At 68.7% G+C, this 15006-nt stretch carries 15 protein-coding genes and 1 tRNA gene; 11 read left to right on the top strand and 5 right to left on the bottom strand.

The genetic code is table 11. The features are described 5' to 3' along the window. Positions 1 to 18: 18 nt before the first annotated feature. Both FPZ54_RS15855 and FPZ54_RS15850 read right to left on the bottom strand, forming a co-directional pair. A complete protein-coding gene (locus tag FPZ54_RS15855; protein ID WP_145848773.1) occupies positions 19 to 1341 on the bottom strand; it encodes a DNA-packaging protein in 1323 nt (440 codons plus the stop codon). After that, positions 1331 to 1954 carry a hypothetical protein gene (locus FPZ54_RS15850; protein ID WP_145848771.1) on the bottom strand — a complete coding sequence of 208 codons (624 nt, stop codon included), beginning with the start codon at positions 1952 to 1954 and terminating at the stop codon, positions 1331 to 1333. The genes FPZ54_RS15855 and FPZ54_RS15850 overlap by 11 nt, the downstream gene beginning before the upstream one ends. A 330-nt stretch (positions 1955 to 2284) precedes the next feature. On the opposite strand from FPZ54_RS15850, the gene paoA reads away from it, so the two are divergent. From paoA to paoC, 3 genes are read left to right on the top strand one after another with little or no spacing between them, the layout of a single operon-like run. After that, positions 2285 to 2917, top strand: coding sequence for an aldehyde dehydrogenase iron-sulfur subunit PaoA (paoA, locus tag FPZ54_RS15845; RefSeq protein WP_145848769.1), 633 nt, complete (start codon positions 2285 to 2287; stop codon positions 2915 to 2917). Further along, entirely contained in the window at positions 2914 to 3864 is a 951-nt protein-coding gene (locus FPZ54_RS15840) for an FAD binding domain-containing protein (protein WP_145848768.1), read from the top strand. The genes paoA and FPZ54_RS15840 overlap by 4 nt, the downstream gene beginning before the upstream one ends. Positions 3865 to 3867: 3 nt before the next feature. After that, positions 3868 to 6066, top strand: a complete 2199-nt coding sequence (paoC, locus tag FPZ54_RS15835) for an aldehyde oxidoreductase molybdenum-binding subunit PaoC (RefSeq protein WP_145848766.1) — start codon at positions 3868 to 3870, stop codon at positions 6064 to 6066. 38 nt (positions 6067 to 6104) lie between these two features. On the opposite strand, the gene dapF is transcribed toward paoC, so the two are convergent. After that, positions 6105 to 7043: a diaminopimelate epimerase gene (dapF, locus tag FPZ54_RS15830; RefSeq protein ID WP_145848764.1), complete on the bottom strand. Its 939-nt coding sequence runs from the start codon at positions 7041 to 7043 to the stop codon at positions 6105 to 6107. Between the two features lie 104 nt (positions 7044 to 7147). Between dapF and FPZ54_RS15825 the strand changes: the two genes are divergently transcribed. From FPZ54_RS15825 to FPZ54_RS15815, 3 genes are read left to right on the top strand one after another with little or no spacing between them, the layout of a single operon-like run. Next, complete coding sequence (locus FPZ54_RS15825; protein ID WP_145848762.1) at positions 7148 to 9667, top strand: DUF2339 domain-containing protein; 2520 nt, start codon at positions 7148 to 7150, stop codon at positions 9665 to 9667. A gap of 43 nt (positions 9668 to 9710) precedes the next feature. Further along, complete coding sequence (locus tag FPZ54_RS15820; RefSeq protein ID WP_145848760.1) at positions 9711 to 10133, top strand: hypothetical protein; 423 nt, start codon at positions 9711 to 9713, stop codon at positions 10131 to 10133. Between the two features lie 3 nt (positions 10134 to 10136). After that, the gene (locus tag FPZ54_RS15815; protein WP_145848758.1) at positions 10137 to 10607 is read left to right on the top strand and encodes a hypothetical protein; all 471 of its coding nucleotides are present in this window, start codon (positions 10137 to 10139) and stop codon (positions 10605 to 10607) included. A gap of 4 nt (positions 10608 to 10611) precedes the next feature. On the opposite strand, the gene FPZ54_RS15810 is transcribed toward FPZ54_RS15815, so the two are convergent. Continuing rightward, complete coding sequence (locus FPZ54_RS15810; RefSeq protein WP_145848756.1) at positions 10612 to 11091, bottom strand: DUF6456 domain-containing protein; 480 nt, start codon at positions 11089 to 11091, stop codon at positions 10612 to 10614. 90 nt (positions 11092 to 11181) lie between these two features. Between FPZ54_RS15810 and FPZ54_RS15805 the strand changes: the two genes are divergently transcribed. Both FPZ54_RS15805 and FPZ54_RS15800 read left to right on the top strand, forming a co-directional pair. Continuing rightward, entirely contained in the window at positions 11182 to 11751 is a 570-nt protein-coding gene (locus tag FPZ54_RS15805) for a helix-turn-helix domain-containing protein (RefSeq protein WP_145848754.1), read from the top strand. A gap of 84 nt (positions 11752 to 11835) precedes the next feature. Next, a complete protein-coding gene (locus FPZ54_RS15800) occupies positions 11836 to 12195 on the top strand; it encodes a hypothetical protein (protein WP_145848753.1) in 360 nt (119 codons plus the stop codon). Positions 12196 to 12207: 12 nt separating this feature from the next. Here FPZ54_RS15800 and FPZ54_RS15795 read toward each other — a convergent pair. After that, a tRNA-Val gene (locus FPZ54_RS15795) sits at positions 12208 to 12283 on the bottom strand. 95 nt (positions 12284 to 12378) lie between these two features. Here FPZ54_RS15795 and gltX point away from each other — a divergent pair. The 3 genes from gltX (at position 12379) to FPZ54_RS15780 (ending at position 14998) form a co-directional block, all read left to right on the top strand. Then, a complete protein-coding gene (gltX, locus tag FPZ54_RS15790; RefSeq protein WP_145848751.1) occupies positions 12379 to 13716 on the top strand; it encodes a glutamate--tRNA ligase in 1338 nt (445 codons plus the stop codon). 112 nt (positions 13717 to 13828) lie between these two features. Next, entirely contained in the window at positions 13829 to 14497 is a 669-nt protein-coding gene (locus FPZ54_RS15785) for an energy transducer TonB (protein ID WP_145848749.1), read from the top strand. A gap of 144 nt (positions 14498 to 14641) precedes the next feature. Next, positions 14642 to 14998: a hypothetical protein gene (locus tag FPZ54_RS15780; protein ID WP_145848746.1), complete on the top strand. Its 357-nt coding sequence runs from the start codon at positions 14642 to 14644 to the stop codon at positions 14996 to 14998. Positions 14999 to 15006 lie beyond the last annotated feature (8 nt).

Below are 15006 nucleotides of genomic sequence, written 5' to 3'. Positions count from 1 at the left end.
GGTCGAGTTCGGCCACGTTCACCCCGTCCCCCGCACCCCCACCTCCCCCTTCCACCCCAACGCCAGCTCCCACGCCGCCCACACCAACGCGTCGGCCCGATCGGGCGAGCGTCCCGGCCCCACATAGCCGCCCCCGCGCACCAGCCCGCACAGTTCCTCTTCCAGCGCCGCAAAGCTCCGCGCGTGGCGCACTGTCCCCCGCTCGTACAGCGCCGCCACCGGCTCCGCCCGCGCCGCCTTGCCCCGGCTGGCATGGACCAGCCGCACCGGCATCGCCACCGCCGCAGCGCGCAGCACGCTCATCACCATGTCGCCGCCCTGGTTCTTCTCCGCGACCACCCGGTCCGCGCCATGCCGCCGCGCGCACGCCGCCACCGCCTGCGCCCAGCCCTCGGGCGACAGCCCCGCCACGCTCGCATCCTCCAGCACGCACAGCCGCCCCACGCCGTCGATCGCCACTGCGACGATCCCGCAGGCATCGCCCTCCGCGCTCGCCGGCGGATCGACGCCCACCACCACACGCACAGGTTCGTCCACCACGACCGCCCGCGCCGCCTCGATCATCGCCGACGACCACAATGCCCCCGGCACATCGACCAGCAGCTCGCCCTCCAGCTCCTGCCGCCCCAGCCGCGTGCCGCCATAATCGGCCTCCATCGCCGCGACGAAACTCGCGGGCAGATGCGGATTGTCCCGCGTCCTCCCGCGCGTCTCGACGCAGTTCGGCAACGCCATCACCCGCCGCATCAGCCGCGTCGGGCGCGGCGTCGTGGTCACCAGTACGCGCGGCCGGTCCCCCAGCCGCAATCCCATCATCAGATTGTCCCACGCCGCCTCGCCGCGCCGCCCCCATTTGCCCAGCTCATCGGCCCAGGCGGCATGATGTTCCGGCCCGCGCAGCCCTTCCGGGGATTCCGCCGAATAGGCGAAGCCGACCGCCCCCGATGGCCAGTGCAACTCACGCGCATTCGCCTTCCATACCGGGCGGCGGTCCGCCCGCGCCACCGCGATCAGCCCCGATTGCCCTTCGATCATCACCCGCCGCACTTCGTCCAGGCTCGCCCCGACCAGCGCAAACCGCCCCTCCGGCGCATCCGCCGCCAGCTGGTTGACCCATTCGCTCCCCGCCCGCGTCTTGCCAAAGCCACGCCCGGCCCGGATCAGCCACACCCGCCACTCGCCCGGGGGCATCATCTGCCCGTCATGCGCCCAGATCCGCCACCGCGCGAGGAACTCGCGCCGCATCGGCGCCGTCATCCCGCGCACGGCATGGCCACGCTCTTCGTCGGGAAGCGCGATCAGCCGATCGATGAACGCCGCGATCTCCGCGTCACTCGCCATCGTGCGCCACCTCCGCTTGCGGCGCATGCTCGGTCGCCGCATCGCGCACCGGGACCGGACCGCCTGCCCCCGCACCATGCGTCAGCAACCCTGCCGTCTTCGCGTCGACCTGCGCCGCCCATTCGGCGTCACGCGCACGCCGCGTCTCGATCGCCTTCAGTCGTTTGAGCAGCAGCGCGTCGGTTTCGTCGGGTGCCGCGAACTGCGGACCTCGACCATGGGTGCGCGGCTTTCCGGGGACATTGCGATGCGCCATCAGAAGGCGCAGCGCGCTCTCGAAATCGATCGGCCCGAGCGCGCTGTCGACCCCGCAACCCAGCGGGTCGTGACGCGTGCGCCCTGCCAGCACATGGCCGACCACGCGCGTCTCCAGCATCTGATAGCCGAGCGCGAGCGCTTCTTCCCACGCCGCCGCGAACGCCGGCTCACGTCGGCGCAGCGTATAAACCGATCCCGGAATCACCCCGATCACCGCAGCCGATTCCCTGACGTTGCAGGTGGCAGCGAGATGATCGAGGAACGTCTCGCGCATCGTCTTGGTCCAGCGGACCCATTTTCGCTTCTGGTCGAACGGCGCATGCGCCGCATCGGTATAGGCGCGCCGCGTTCCCATCCCTGCCTCTCCCCCGACGAAAAACCGGGCCGAGAGGCGTCGCCGCCCCGCCCGGTTCGATGAATTTCCAACCCTGCATTCCAAAAGACGCGGCGAACCGGCGCTCAGCGGCTGATCCCCGCGACTCGCAATTCTTCAGCGTTCCTGTTATGTACCAAATGAGCGTGACGCTGTCAAGCGCTTTGTTCCCATTTGGTTCGTCTCAGGTCGGTCGCTCCGCTTGATCGGTTAAAGCGAATTCAAGTGCATCCCCACGCGCGACCAGCGGTAACAATTTGCCGCCCGGTACGTTACGCTTGGCGACGATATGTGAAAGAAGGGGCATGACTCATGACTGATCGGGACTTGCTCGATCCTTCCCGGCGTGGCGTCCTTGCCGCGGGCGCCGTTGGTCTGGCGGCGAGTCAGGTCCGCGTATCGGCGGCCGCCCCTCGCCCGGCTTCGGTGGAGAACAGCATGGCCGTAACCCTGACTGTCAATGGCACGCCGCAAGCGTTCGACCTCGATGTCCGCACCACCCTGCTCGACGCGCTGCGCGAACATCTTCAGCTGACCGGCACCAAAAAGGGCTGCGACCACGGCCAGTGCGGCGCCTGCACCGTGATCGTGAATGGCGAGCGGATCAACAGCTGCCTCACGCTCGCGGTAATGCACGACGGCGACAAGATCACGACGATCGAGGGGCTCGGCACCCCCGACAAGCTCCATCCGATGCAGGCAGCCTTCATCAAGCATGACGGCTATCAGTGCGGCTATTGCACCCCGGGCCAGATCTGCTCTGCCGTCGCGGTGCTCGACGAGATCAAGCGCGGTATCCCCAGCCACGTCCAGAAGGACGTGACCGCAAAGCCCCGCCCGACCAATATCGAGATGCGCGAGCGGATGAGCGGCAATCTGTGCCGCTGCGGCGCCTATTCGAACATCGCCGAGGCGATGGCCGAAGTGGCGGGAGCCAAGGCATGAAGGCGTTCACCTACGCCCGCGCCGGCTCGCCCGCAGAGGCCACGGCGATGGCGTCGCGGGTTCAGGGCGCGCGCTTCATCGCGGGCGGCACCAATCTGCTCGACCTGATGAAGCTGGAGATCGAAGCGCCGACCCAGCTGATCGATATCAACCGGCTCGGTCTCGACACGATCGAGGAGACGGACGCGGGCGGGCTGCGCATCGGTGCGATGGTCCGCAACACCGCGCTCGCCGCCGACAAGCGCGTACGGCGCGACTATGCGGTGCTCACCCGCGCGATCATGGCGGGCGCATCGGGCCAGCTGCGCAACAAGGCGACGACGGGCGGAAACCTGCTGCAGCGCACCCGCTGCCCCTATTTCTACGACCCCAACATGCCCTGCAACAAGCGCAAGCCGGGCAGCGGCTGCGCAGCGATCGGCGGTTTCTCCCGCCAGCTCGGCGTGATCGGCACCTCGGACGCCTGCATCGCCACCTATCCCGGCGACATGGCAGTCGCGCTCCGCCTACTCGATGCGGTGGTCGAGACCGTCAAGCCGGATGGCGAAACCCGGGCGATTCCGATCGCCGACTTCCACCGCCTGTGGGGCGACACGCCGCAGATCGAGACCGCGCTCGAGCCCGGCGAGCTGATCACGGCGGTGACCCTGCCCAAGCCGCTGGGCGGCGCGCATGTGTATCACAAGGTGCGCGACCGCAGCTCCTATGCCTTCGCGCTCGTGTCGGTGGCGGCCGTGCTGCACAAGGACGGGACCGGCCGGGTCGCGTTCGGCGGTGTCGCGCCGAAGCCGTGGCGGGTCGAGGCGGCCGAGCCGCTGTTACCGAAAGGCGCCAGCGCGGTCGTCGCGCGCGCCTTCGCCGATGCGCGCCCGACCGAAGAGAACAAGTTCAAGATCACGCTGGCCGAGCGGACGCTCGCCGGCGTGCTCGCCGAAGCGAGGAGCTGACCGATGGAATTCGACGCCCCCGCCGGGACCAATGTGTTCGACTCCGCCAGGATCGTCGGCAAGTCCACGCCGCGCATCGATGGCCCGCTCAAGACCACCGGCACCGCGCCCTATGCCGCCGAACGCCACGATGTCGCCGCCAACCAGGCCTATGGCTTCATCGTCGGATCGGCGATCGCCAAGGGGCGGATCGTTTCGATGGATACCGCCGCTGCCAGGGCAGCGCCCGGCGTCCTCGCGGTCGTTGCTGCGCCGGAAACAAAGCCCGTCGGCAAACCGCAATTCAACAATGCGCCGCTGTTCGGCGGCAGCGAGATTTCGCACTATCACCAGGCGATCGCCTGTGTCGTGGCCGAAACCTTCGAACAGGCGCGCGCCGCCGCAGCGCTGATCCAGACCCGCTATGAGCGCACCGACGGCGCGTTCGATCTCGCCAAGGCCGCGCCGGACGCGCCGCTCGCCAAGGGCAGCGGGGACAAGCCGGATCGCAAGACGCTGGGCGATTTCGACGCCGCCTTCGCGGCCGCGCCGGTCAAGATCGACACACGCTATCACACTGCGGACGAAAGCCATGCGATGATGGAGCCGTTCGCGACCATCGCCGCGTGGGAGGGCGAGCGGCTGACGATCTGGACCTCGAACCAGATGATCAACTGGGCCAAGCGGTCGATGAGCCAGATCCTGGGCATCCCGGCCGAGAATATCCGCGTCGATTCCCCCTATATCGGCGGAGGGTTCGGCGGAAAACTGTTCGTCCGCGCCGACGCCGTGCTCGCGGCGCTGGGCGCGAAGGCGGCCGGGCGGCCGGTCAAGATCGCGATGCAGCGCCCGCTGATGGCGAACAATGCCACCCATCGCCATGCGACGATCCAGCGGCTGCGGATCGGCGCCGGACAGGATGGTCGCATCACCGCGATCGCGCACGAAAACTGGTCGGGCAATCTCAATGGCGAGGATGGCGAGAATGGGACGCTGCAGACGCCCAAACTCTATGCCGGAGCCAACCGGCTCACCGCCAACTATATCGCGACGCTCGACCTGCCCGAGGGCAATGCGATGCGCGCGCCGGGCGAGGCACCGGGGCATCTCGCGCTCGAAGTCGCGATGGACGAACTGGCCGAACAGCTCGGCATCGATCCGATCGAACTGCGAATCCGCAACGAGCCGGACATGGTCCCGGGCGATCCGAAGAAGCGTTTTTCCGACCGCCACCTGACCCGCTGCCTGCGCGAAGGGGCCGACCGGTTCGGCTGGAGCAAGCGCAACCCGAAAGCGGGGGCGACCCGCGACGGGCGCTGGCTGGTCGGCATGGGCGTTGCGGCGGGCTATCGCGGCGCGCCGACGATGAAGTCCGCCGCGCGGATCAAGCTGGGAGCCGACGGGCGCCTCACCGTCCAGACCGATATGACCGATATCGGTACCGGCAGCTACACGATCATCGCGCAGACCGCCGCCGAGACGATGGGCGTACCGCTCGATCATGTTTCGGTGGAACTCGGTGATTCCGACTTTCCGGTCGCGGCCGGTTCTGGCGGTCAATGGGGTGCGGCAAGTTCGACGGCCGGCGTCTATGCTGCCTGCCTCGCGCTGCGCCGGGCGATCGGCGAAAAGCTCGGCTTCGACGGCGACGCCGCGCAGTTCCAGGACGGCAAGATCAGGCTCGGCAACCGCACGCTCGCGCTGACCGATGCGGGGGCAATGTCGGCCGAAGGAGACATGAGCTTCGGCGCGTTCAAGCGCGACTATGACGTGGGTACCTATGCCGCCCATTTCGCTGAGGTTGCGGTCGACGCCTATACCGGCGAGACGCGCATTCGCCGGATGCTGGCGGTGTGCGATGCGGGCCGCATCCTCAACCCGCTCTCGGCGCGCAGTCAGGTGATCGGCGCGATGGTGATGTCTGCGGGCGCCGCGCTGATGGAGGAGCTGGCGGTGGACAAGCGGTTCGGCCTGTTCGTCAACCACGACCTCGCCGGCTATGAAGTGCCGGTCCATGCCGATATTCCGCATCAGGATTGCGTGTTTCTCGATACGCTCGATCCGGTGATCTCGCCGCTCAAGGCAAAGGGCGTCGGCGAACTCGGCATCTGCGGGCCGGGCGCGGCGGTTGCCAACGCCGTGTACAATGCGACCGGTGTCCGCGTGCGCGACTATCCACTGACGCTGGACAAATATCTCGACAAGCTGCCCGCGCTTAGCTGAAGATAAAGCGAGACAGAGCGCTCTGGAGACAGGGCGCTCTAGGCGCGGGCAGCTTCCCACGCGGCGACTTCATCGTCGCGCCGCCGCACGATCCTCAACTCCCCGGCGGCGCCGGTCGCCGGGTCCAGCTCGACCACCCCGTCCCACTCGAACGTTGCATTGCCCGCGATCGTCACCGCGTCGCCGCCCACCGGTCCTTCGGCGCGCGCGCGCACCCGACCGCCGGGGTTGAATACCGTCAGCCATTGCCCGAACGGCAACCGCCCGGTCAGCCCCGCCGCATGGGCCGACGCCGCCATCGCGCTGCCGCACGCATCGGTCAGCCCCACCCCGCGCTCGAATGTCTGTACGAACAGGTCGCTGCCCCGCACCTCGACAAAGCTCACATTGGCGCGATCGACCAGCAGTTCCGGTCCCGCCTCGCACCACTGGCCCAGCGCGACCAGTTCATCGACATCGACCCGGTCGACGAACGCGATCAGATGCGGGTTGGGCATCGCCAGCGCGGTAAAGGCGCGGTCGCTCGGCACGCCCGCGATCGCCGCGTCCACCACCGGCCCCGCGACGCGCACCCCCACCGCCGCGGGGTCGATCGCCACCGGCCCCACCGTCTCCCGCACGGTATAAACGCCCTTCGCCAGATCGGCTTCGCGCGCCACCTGCGCGTCGCTGGTCTTCAACCGCACCCGCGCCGCATCCACGCCCAAAGCCTCAAAGCCGGCGCGCGCCACGCAACGCAGTCCGTTCAGACAGGTCTCCGGCTCGGACCCGTCGCTGTTGAACACCCGGAATCCAAACGCAGACAACTCATCACCGCGCGTCAGCAACAAGATGCCATCCGCTCCCACCGGCCCGGCCCGATCGCTCAATATCTGCGCGATCCGCCCCCAGCTGGCATCGTCGAGATGCAGGTCGCCGGCATCGATCAGGCAGAAGTCGTTTCCCGACCCGTGGCATTTGGTGAAGTGCAGTTCCATGTCGCCACCTCTACGCCACCGCCACCCCGGCGCAACCGCAGTTCGGCTTGGCGCGCGCAAACCCGCGCTGGCACCGCGACGGTCAACCTGCCACAAGACGCGCGATGGACGGCATTCTGTTCCTCGCCGTAGTGGCGCTCGGCATTGTCGCGATTGCGCAGGGCCAGCGGGTGCGTGCGCTGACGCGGCGAATCGAATGGCTCGAGCACAGCCCGCGCGCGCAGGTGCCGCCGGTTCGCGCGGCCGATCCGGCGCCGACTCCGGCCACCACTGTCGATCCCGGGCTGGCGACCGACCCCGCACTCGCAGCCGCCCGCGCCGCGCCTGCGCTCGGCACCCCCGCGGCCCGGCGCGCCGATGCTCCGCCCCCGGTCTCGCCTGCATCCGCCCCGAAACCCGACCGCCCCAGCCTCGAATCGCTGATCGGCGCGCGGCTGCCGGTCTGGATCGGCGCGGTCGCGCTGGTGGTCGCGGGCTTCTTCCTCGTGCGCCATTCGATCGAGATCGGCCTGCTTGGCCCTGGCGTCCGCACGCTCCTCGCCGCGCTGTTCGCCGCTGCGCTCGTCGCGGCAAGCGAGGCGGCGCGCCGCCTCCCTGCACTGCGCGATGACTCGCGTATCGGCCAGGCGCTTGCGGGCGCAGGCATCGCAAGCAGCTATGCGACGCTATACATCGCGGCGGCGATCTACCGGTTCATCGGGCCGCTGCCTGCGTTCGGTCTGATGCTCGCGGTCACCGCGCTCGGCCTTGCCCTTGCGCTCCGCCATGGCCCGCCCACCGCCATACTCGCGCTGGCCGGGGGCTTTGTTGCCCCGCTCGTCGCGGGCTATGACGCCGCCGGAATCGGCCCGCTGCTCACCTATCTCGCCTTGTTCACGGCCGCGCTGTTCCTGCTCGCAATCCACCGCCGCTGGGCCTGGCTGGCCATCGCCGCAACGGTCGCGGCGTTCGCCTGGGTCAATTTCCTGCTGTTCGCATTGGGCAGCAGCAGCCTCGCCGCCCCGGCGGCATTCGTCGTGCTCCTCGCCATCGCCGCCACCATCGCGCTTCCGCGGGCCGGAGCCACCGCGCGCTGGCTACATATCGGGCCGCTGTTCGCCGGGCTGATCCAGCTCTTCGCCTTCGCCCCCGCGCTGGCGTTCGACGCGCTCCTCTGGGGCTTCTATCTCGTCCTGGCCGCGGCGACGCTGCTCCTCGCCTGGCGCGACGCGCGCTATCTTTCGGGATCGCTCGCGGCACTCGGCCTCGCGCTCGTCCTGCTCGGCACCAGTCTGATCGCGCCGGAGCGCGGCGCAACGCTGGCCGCAGCCCCGCTGCTCGCCGCCCTGTTCGCCGTTCCCGGACTGCTCCTGCTCGATCGCGGGCGCAGCTGGGCCATCCTCGCGATCGGCGGGCTCGCCGGGCCGGTCCTGCTCGCCAATCTGTTCGCGCCGGGCCAGCTCGCTTCCTGGCAATGGGCTGTGCTCGAACTCGCCGCTGCGGCGCTCGCCGCCTGGACCAGCTGGCGCCGCCGCGCCGCGATCGACCAGCGCGATCCCGGCCTCATCGGCGGAGCGCTCGCCGCCGCCATTCTCGCAGCAACGGGGATCGGACAGCTGCTTCCGTTCGACTGGATCGCGGTCCCGCTGGCGCTGGCGACGCTCGCGCTCGGCCTGTGGGCGCGTCGCACCGGCGATCGAACCCTGTTCGCCCTCCCCGTGATCGGCGTCGCCGCGATGGTTGCCGCCGCTGTGGTGCCGCTCGGCGGCTACGTCCTGCTCATCGCCGAGTCCATCATAGGGGAAACGCTGCCCGCCCGCGCCCTCCCGGCGCTCGCCGATGCGCTGCGTACCCTGTTGCCTCCGGTTATCGCCGTCGCACTTCTCGCGCCCGACAGGCGCCAGTTCGCCCCGATGCGCGCCGCGACACTCGGGCTCGCCATCGCGATCATGCTGATGCTGGTCTATCATTTCGCCAAGCTCCCGCTTGCCGTCCTCACCGAGGCGCGGTTCCTCACCTGGGGGTTCGTTGAGCGGATGCTCGTCACCCAGGCGCTGTTCGCCGCTGCGTGGCTCCTGCGCCGCCGCACCGATCTTGTCACGCTCGCGACCGCCCTGTTCGCGCTTGCGGCTGCGCGGTTCCTCTGGTTCGACCTGGTGATCTTCAACCCGGTCTTGGTCGAGCAGCACGTCGGCAGCATCCCCCTGCTCAACGCCGCAGTGTTCCACGTCGCGCTTGCCGCCTTCTGGGCCCACGCCCTCCTCCCCCGGCCAACCGGCCCGCGCGCGGCGATGGTGCTCACCTTCCTCGCGGTACTCGCCCTGGTCCGCCAGGCCGCCCACGGCTCCCTCCTCACCGGCCCCATCGGCACCGGCGAAACCTATGGCTATTCCGCGGCCCTCCTCATTCTCGCGCTTGTCTGGCTCGCCCTCGGCATCCGGCGCGGCGGCCGTGACCTGCGCCTCGCCGGGCTCGCCCTGTTGACGGGCGTGACGCTCAAGGTCTTCCTGATCGATGCCGCCGCGCTCGACGGGCTGCTGCGCATCCTCTCCTTCCTCGGCCTTGGCATCGCGCTGATCGGGATCGGGTGGGTCTATACCCGTTTCCTCGCCGCGCGACCGAAAGCGTCAGTGGCGGGCGACTGAGCCGGCGGGCACCAACGGGACACACCGAATAGGGAGTGAGCCAATGACCCGCACCGTCCATATCGCCGACCCCGCCCAGATCGACATCGACGCCGCCCGCAACATCGCGCTGTCGGGTGAACTCGCCAGCTATGCCCGCGCCGCCGCCGATCCGCTCGCGATGATCGAGGCTGCCAAGCTGCTCGCCGCACTTCCGCGCGAAACCTTTACCCCCGGCGCCACGACCCCCGCCGCCCTTTACGCCGAAGCCCGGCTCCTCGCGCGCGGCGACCGGGCGATGCTGGGCGAGATCAACGCCGTCCAATATGGCTTCTCCCGCCCGTCGACCGGCAGCTATGCCGCCGAAAGCTGGGTCGTCGCCTATCGCGGCAACGGCATCGGCCTCACCGCTACGCCGCGTCCGCAGATGCGCTTCCGCGTCGGCGCACCGGTCTGGACCGGCCCGGTCGCCGCCAAGGTCGCCTGAACCATGCGCGCCGTGTCCCATATCCTCGCCGCCGGTCTCGTCGTCGTTGCTGCGCCCCTCGCTGCTCAGCACGCCCCGCGGCCGGTGACCGGCGCCGAAATGCGGGCGGAGGCACGCGCCATCGCCGCGGGAGATCCGAAGCTTCTGGCCGAGGTCGAAGCCGCGCAAGCCGAAGCGACACGCGGCATTCTCGGCAACGGCCCCACCTCGATCCGCCAGAGCGTTCCGGCGGGCGGCACCTGGTCGCTGCCGCTGACGCGCAGCGCCGATGCCGCGGCGACCATCGCCGTGCGTCGCATCGGCACAGCACCCGTCGCGCTTACCATCATGGACGCGGCAGGCCGCCAGCTTTGTGCCGATTCCAGCGGGAGCACGTTGCTGACCTGCCGCATCGCGCCGGGCGACGGCCCGCTCATCGCCCGGGTGGCGAACACGGGCGCGGCCGCCGCCGACATATTGCTGCTGATGAACTGAGCGGTCAGGGCAGGCGGTAGTGATCCGCCAGCCGGTCCAGCGCCAGCGTCAGCACCACGCGCCCGGCGCGTGCAGGCCAGGCCAGGCCCTTTTCGGCCACTGCCATGCTCTCCCCCGCGCAGATCACCCGCCAGGCGATATCGGACAGCCCCGGCCCCAACGCAGCCACCGCCGCGTCGAACCGACGCTTGGCGGAAATCTGCGCCAGCGTCGGATCGAGTCCCACCGGGGGCGCACCACTGCGTCGCGCCGCGGGTGCGACATCCCACCGCATCGTGACGCGCGGTCCCAGCGCCGCCACTTCGTAGTCGGCGCGCAGCCGTTCCCCCGCCTCGAACTCGCGTGCATCGATCAGGCCCCGGGAGCGTAGCCAGCCCAAGGGAGATTCGGCGTCGTTGACGCTCACCCGCCGCCCCCCGCGCCGTGCGGGCGCGTGCCGCACCACATGACCGTTCTCGATCGTCCGCTCGACCAGTTCCCGCATCCGCTTATTCTCCTGCCTACCGAATCGGGCTTGCCACAACGTCACGCTTGTAGGAAAATGATTTAACCGTATCGGTTATCAGGAGCACGCATGATTTCCGCGATTCGCGAAGTCCGCCGCGCCAAGGGATTGACGCTGGAAGAGGTGGCGGAGCGGTGTTCGCCGCCAACCACCGCGCAAACGATCGGGCGGCTGGAGACGGGAACACGCACCGTATCGGTCGCCTGGCTCAACCGTATCGCCGCCGCGCTGGGGGTCGATGCCGCCGATCTCGTCCGCTTGCCCGACCGCCCGGACATCGCGGTGGCCGCGTCGCTCGACGCCGCCGGGGCGCATCCGCTCCGCCGCCCCGCCACCATAGTGCCGCCCGTTGCCGAAGCCGATCTGGTCGCAGTCACGGTCGCTGGCAGTATCGGCGATTATCGTGCGGGCGATCAGATCTGGTGCCGACGCCTCGGCCCCGACGCCTTTGCGCACGCGCTCAATCGCGACGTGCTCATTCCCCGCCCGGCGGGCCGATTTCTGTTCGGTCGCCTGATTGCCTATGAAGGCGAAGGCGGGCGGCTCAACATCCTCCCGCTCGGTCCCGGCGCGCGGCAACAGGTGATCGCCGACCCGCCCTGGATCGCTTGCGCGACGCGCCTTATCCGGCAGCTATAGGATGCAATAGGCTATTTCCCCGTCTTGCGCCGGCGGCGGCACAGGCGCATGTTCCCGGCACGTCCTTTTTAGGGGAGGGATGCCATGCGAATTGCGATCGGCCTTGTGGCCGCGATGCTCGTTGCCGCGCCCGCGCTGGCGGAGCCCTGGGATTTCGTGCTCATCAACGAAACCGGCAAACCGATCAAACTGATCGAGGTGGCGCCGACCGGCTCGACCGACTGGAAGGCCGGGCTGGAGGAAGAGGGACGGCGCGAACCCGTGCTGAAACCCAAGGCGCGGACCACCGTGCGGCTCGATCGTCCATCCAGCCAGTGCCGCTACGATGTCCGTGCGACCTTCGAAGACGGGGGAACCGAGACATTTTCGAGCGCGAACATCTGCGACAACAGCTATGTCACGATCAAGCTGACGGGCGGGAAGCCGACACTCTCCGCCAATTGACCGGCGGGGAAATGGTGGGCGCTGACGGGCTCGAACCGCCGACCCTCTCGGTGTAAACGAGATGCTCTACCAACTGAGCTAAGCGCCCGCAGGCGCCCCGATAGTGCCAAGCGCGGCCCGCGTAAACAGGCTGTATCGCAGCCGCACTTTCCATCGCGGCTGCAAATCGGCTAGCGCGCGGGGATGAGCAGCCTGCCGTCCGTCATCACCCGCTTCGCGCCCAGCCCCACCGGGCGGCTGCATATCGGCAATATCCGCACCGCGCTTCACAACTGGATGTGGGCGCGTAAGGCGGGGGGGCGGTTTTTGTTGCGGATCGACGATACCGATGCGGAGCGGTCGAAAGAGGAACATGTCGCGGCGATCCGCGCCGATCTTGCCTGGCTGAGCCTGACATTCGACGGCGAAGCGCGGCAGTCGCAGCGATTCGATCTGTATGAGCGCCGGTTCGCCGAACTCATCGCTTCGGGCCGGGTCTATCGCGCGTATGAAAGCCAGCAGGAACTTGAACTCAGGCGCAAGGTACAGCTCGGTCGCGGGCTGCCGCCGATCTACGATCGCGCCGCACTCGCGCTGACCGATGCCGACCACGCCCGGCTGGAGGCGGACGGGATCAAGCCGCACTGGCGGTTCAAGCTCGACCATGGCGCACCGATCGAATGGAACGACCTGATCCGCGGGCCCCAGCGCTTCGATCCGGCGACGATGAGCGATCCGGTGGTGCGTCGCGCCGACGGGTCGTGGCTCTATCTGCTCCCTTCGGTGATCGACGATATCGACCTGAACATCACCCATGTGGTGCGCGGCGAGGACCATGTGTCGAACACCGCGGCCCAGCTCCAGATGTTCGATGCGCTCGGCGCCGCGCCGCCAGCGTTCGCACATGAGGCGCTGCTGACCGGGAGCGAGGGCAAGCTGTCCAAACGCATGGGCTCGCTCGGCGCGGATCATTTCCGCGATGCGGGGATCGAGCCGCAGGCGATCGTCGCCCTGCTCGCGCGGCTGGGCACCAGCGACCCGGTCGAACCGGTCGCCGACGTCGCGCCGCTGATCGAAAGCTTCGACTTTGCCCGGTTCGGCCGTGCGCCCGCCCGATTCGATGAGGGCGAGCTCGCCCAGATCAACGCCCGCATCGTCCACCAACTGCCCTTCGACGCGGTCGCCGACCGTCTGCCCTCCGGGCTGGACGCCGCCGCCTGGGAGGCGATCCGCCCCAATCTCGAGACGGTCGCCGGTGCATCCTTGTGGTGGCAGGTGATCGAAGGGCCGGTGGCGCACAACCCCGAACCGGAAGACGGCGATTTCCTGATCGCTGCTGCCACGCTCGCCGAGACGATCGACTGGTCGGCCGATCCCTGGCGCGCGCTGACCGGCGCGCTCAAGGATGCGACGGGACGCAAGGGCCGCGCCCTGTTCCTGCCGCTGCGCCGCGCGCTTACCGGTCGCGATTCGGGTCCCGACATGGCCACACTGCTTCCGCTGATCGGTCGCGAGCGGGCGATTGCGCGCCTGCGCGGCTGACTGACCCATTCCGGTCAGAGATAAGTCCTTGAACGAAACGATTTTGCACGGATTGCGTGATGGTATATCATTCTTCAAACCGGCAGAGACCGGGAAGGATGGAGAGCCTGTCATGCACACCAATCGCTATCAGCCATCCGCCCACCGCCCGGCCAGCGCCGGTGCCTCGCTGCTCGTCCTTGCCACCCTCGCCTTCGGCGCCACGCTGGTCGGTCCGAAGATCGTTCCCGATATCTTCAAGCCCGAGCCACTGATTATCACAAACTACCCGGTGCCAAAGCCGCCCCCCGAGCCGGTCGAGCCTGTTCGGGATCAAAGGCCGGTAACCGTGCGCACGAGTCCCAAGCCCCACCAGCCCGAGCAGCTGGTCAAGACGCCGAGCGACGCCGGAACCATCGCCTCGACGACCGACTTCAGTCCCATCACCCTCGACGCGCCCGCCGACCCCGGCCCGCCCAGCACCGGAGTCACGATCGACCCGCCCCGCGCCCCGGTGATGGTCGGCGCCAGCGTCGATCCGCGCTACGCCGATTCGCTCCAGCCGCCCTATCCAGGCTCCGAAATCCGCGCCCAGACCGAAGGAAAGCTGACCGCCCGGGTGCTGGTCGGCGTCGACGGACGGGTGAAGGCAATCGAAGTCACCCGGTCGCCCAGCAAGGGCCTGACCGAGGCAACCCGCCGCCACGCGCTCGCCAAATGGCGGTTCAAACCCGCGACGCGCGACGGCGTCCCCTATGAAAGCTGGATGACGATGACGCTCAATTTCCGCCTGGTGGATTAGGGTCTGTCGGCGCCGACCCGCTCCCCCGCCCGCCCCCCCGGCGACAGCATTCTCTTGGTGGCCGGATGGGGAGCGGGCCGGTGCCGTCCGCCGACGCAAAGCCGGGGCTGGCCCATGGGCGGCATAATCCCTATCTTGCCGCGCATGAGGTTCTTCAAACCCGATCGTCCGATATCGCCGGTCGGCGCTTTGGCGGATTTGCGCAACGCGCTGCGCATCCGCCATGCCTATCAATGGTGGTTCCTGCTCGCCGCTGCGATCGTCACCGGGCTGATCCTGTTCGGATTCTACCAGGATTCGGCGTTCAAGGCGCCGTACAAGCGCGAGATCATCTATTTCGAGAACTGGCGCGCCGACCGGACGCTGGACGAGATCATTGCGCAGCAGAAGATCGACGAACCGATCCGCCAGAAGCGGCTGGCCGAAGAAAAGGCCAGGGCGGAAAAGCGGCGTCAGGAATATAAGAAGATCGACGACAAGCTGAAAGAACTGGGCATTTGAATGACGGC

Source organism: Sphingomonas suaedae (assembly GCF_007833215.1).
GTDB classification, from domain to species: domain Bacteria; phylum Pseudomonadota; class Alphaproteobacteria; order Sphingomonadales; family Sphingomonadaceae; genus Sphingomonas; species Sphingomonas suaedae.
The sequence above is the reverse complement of the archived record's forward strand: the minus strand, read 5'-3'. Positions and strand labels throughout refer to the sequence as shown.

Bases quoted from the DNA above. Each gene is read 5' to 3' on its own strand.
- FPZ54_RS15855 (WP_145848773.1), bottom strand. From the start codon at position 1,341: ATGGCGAGTGACGCGGAGATCGCGGCGTTCATCGATCGGCTGATCGCG.
- FPZ54_RS15850 (WP_145848771.1), bottom strand. From the start codon at position 1,954: ATGGGAACGCGGCGCGCCTATACCGATGCGGCGCATGCGCCGTTCGAC.
- paoA (WP_145848769.1), top strand. From the start codon at position 2,285: ATGACTGATCGGGACTTGCTCGATCCTTCCCGGCGTGGCGTCCTTGCC.
- FPZ54_RS15840 (WP_145848768.1), top strand. From the start codon at position 2,914: ATGAAGGCGTTCACCTACGCCCGCGCCGGCTCGCCCGCAGAGGCCACG.
- paoC (WP_145848766.1), top strand. From the start codon at position 3,868: ATGGAATTCGACGCCCCCGCCGGGACCAATGTGTTCGACTCCGCCAGG.
- dapF (WP_145848764.1), bottom strand. From the start codon at position 7,043: ATGGAACTGCACTTCACCAAATGCCACGGGTCGGGAAACGACTTCTGC.
- FPZ54_RS15825 (WP_145848762.1), top strand. From the start codon at position 7,148: ATGGACGGCATTCTGTTCCTCGCCGTAGTGGCGCTCGGCATTGTCGCG.
- FPZ54_RS15820 (WP_145848760.1), top strand. From the start codon at position 9,711: ATGACCCGCACCGTCCATATCGCCGACCCCGCCCAGATCGACATCGAC.
- FPZ54_RS15815 (WP_145848758.1), top strand. From the start codon at position 10,137: ATGCGCGCCGTGTCCCATATCCTCGCCGCCGGTCTCGTCGTCGTTGCT.
- FPZ54_RS15810 (WP_145848756.1), bottom strand. From the start codon at position 11,091: ATGCGGGAACTGGTCGAGCGGACGATCGAGAACGGTCATGTGGTGCGG.
- FPZ54_RS15805 (WP_145848754.1), top strand. From the start codon at position 11,182: ATGATTTCCGCGATTCGCGAAGTCCGCCGCGCCAAGGGATTGACGCTG.
- FPZ54_RS15800 (WP_145848753.1), top strand. From the start codon at position 11,836: ATGCGAATTGCGATCGGCCTTGTGGCCGCGATGCTCGTTGCCGCGCCC.
- gltX (WP_145848751.1), top strand. From the start codon at position 12,379: ATGAGCAGCCTGCCGTCCGTCATCACCCGCTTCGCGCCCAGCCCCACC.
- FPZ54_RS15785 (WP_145848749.1), top strand. From the start codon at position 13,829: ATGCACACCAATCGCTATCAGCCATCCGCCCACCGCCCGGCCAGCGCC.
- FPZ54_RS15780 (WP_145848746.1), top strand. From the start codon at position 14,642: ATGAGGTTCTTCAAACCCGATCGTCCGATATCGCCGGTCGGCGCTTTG.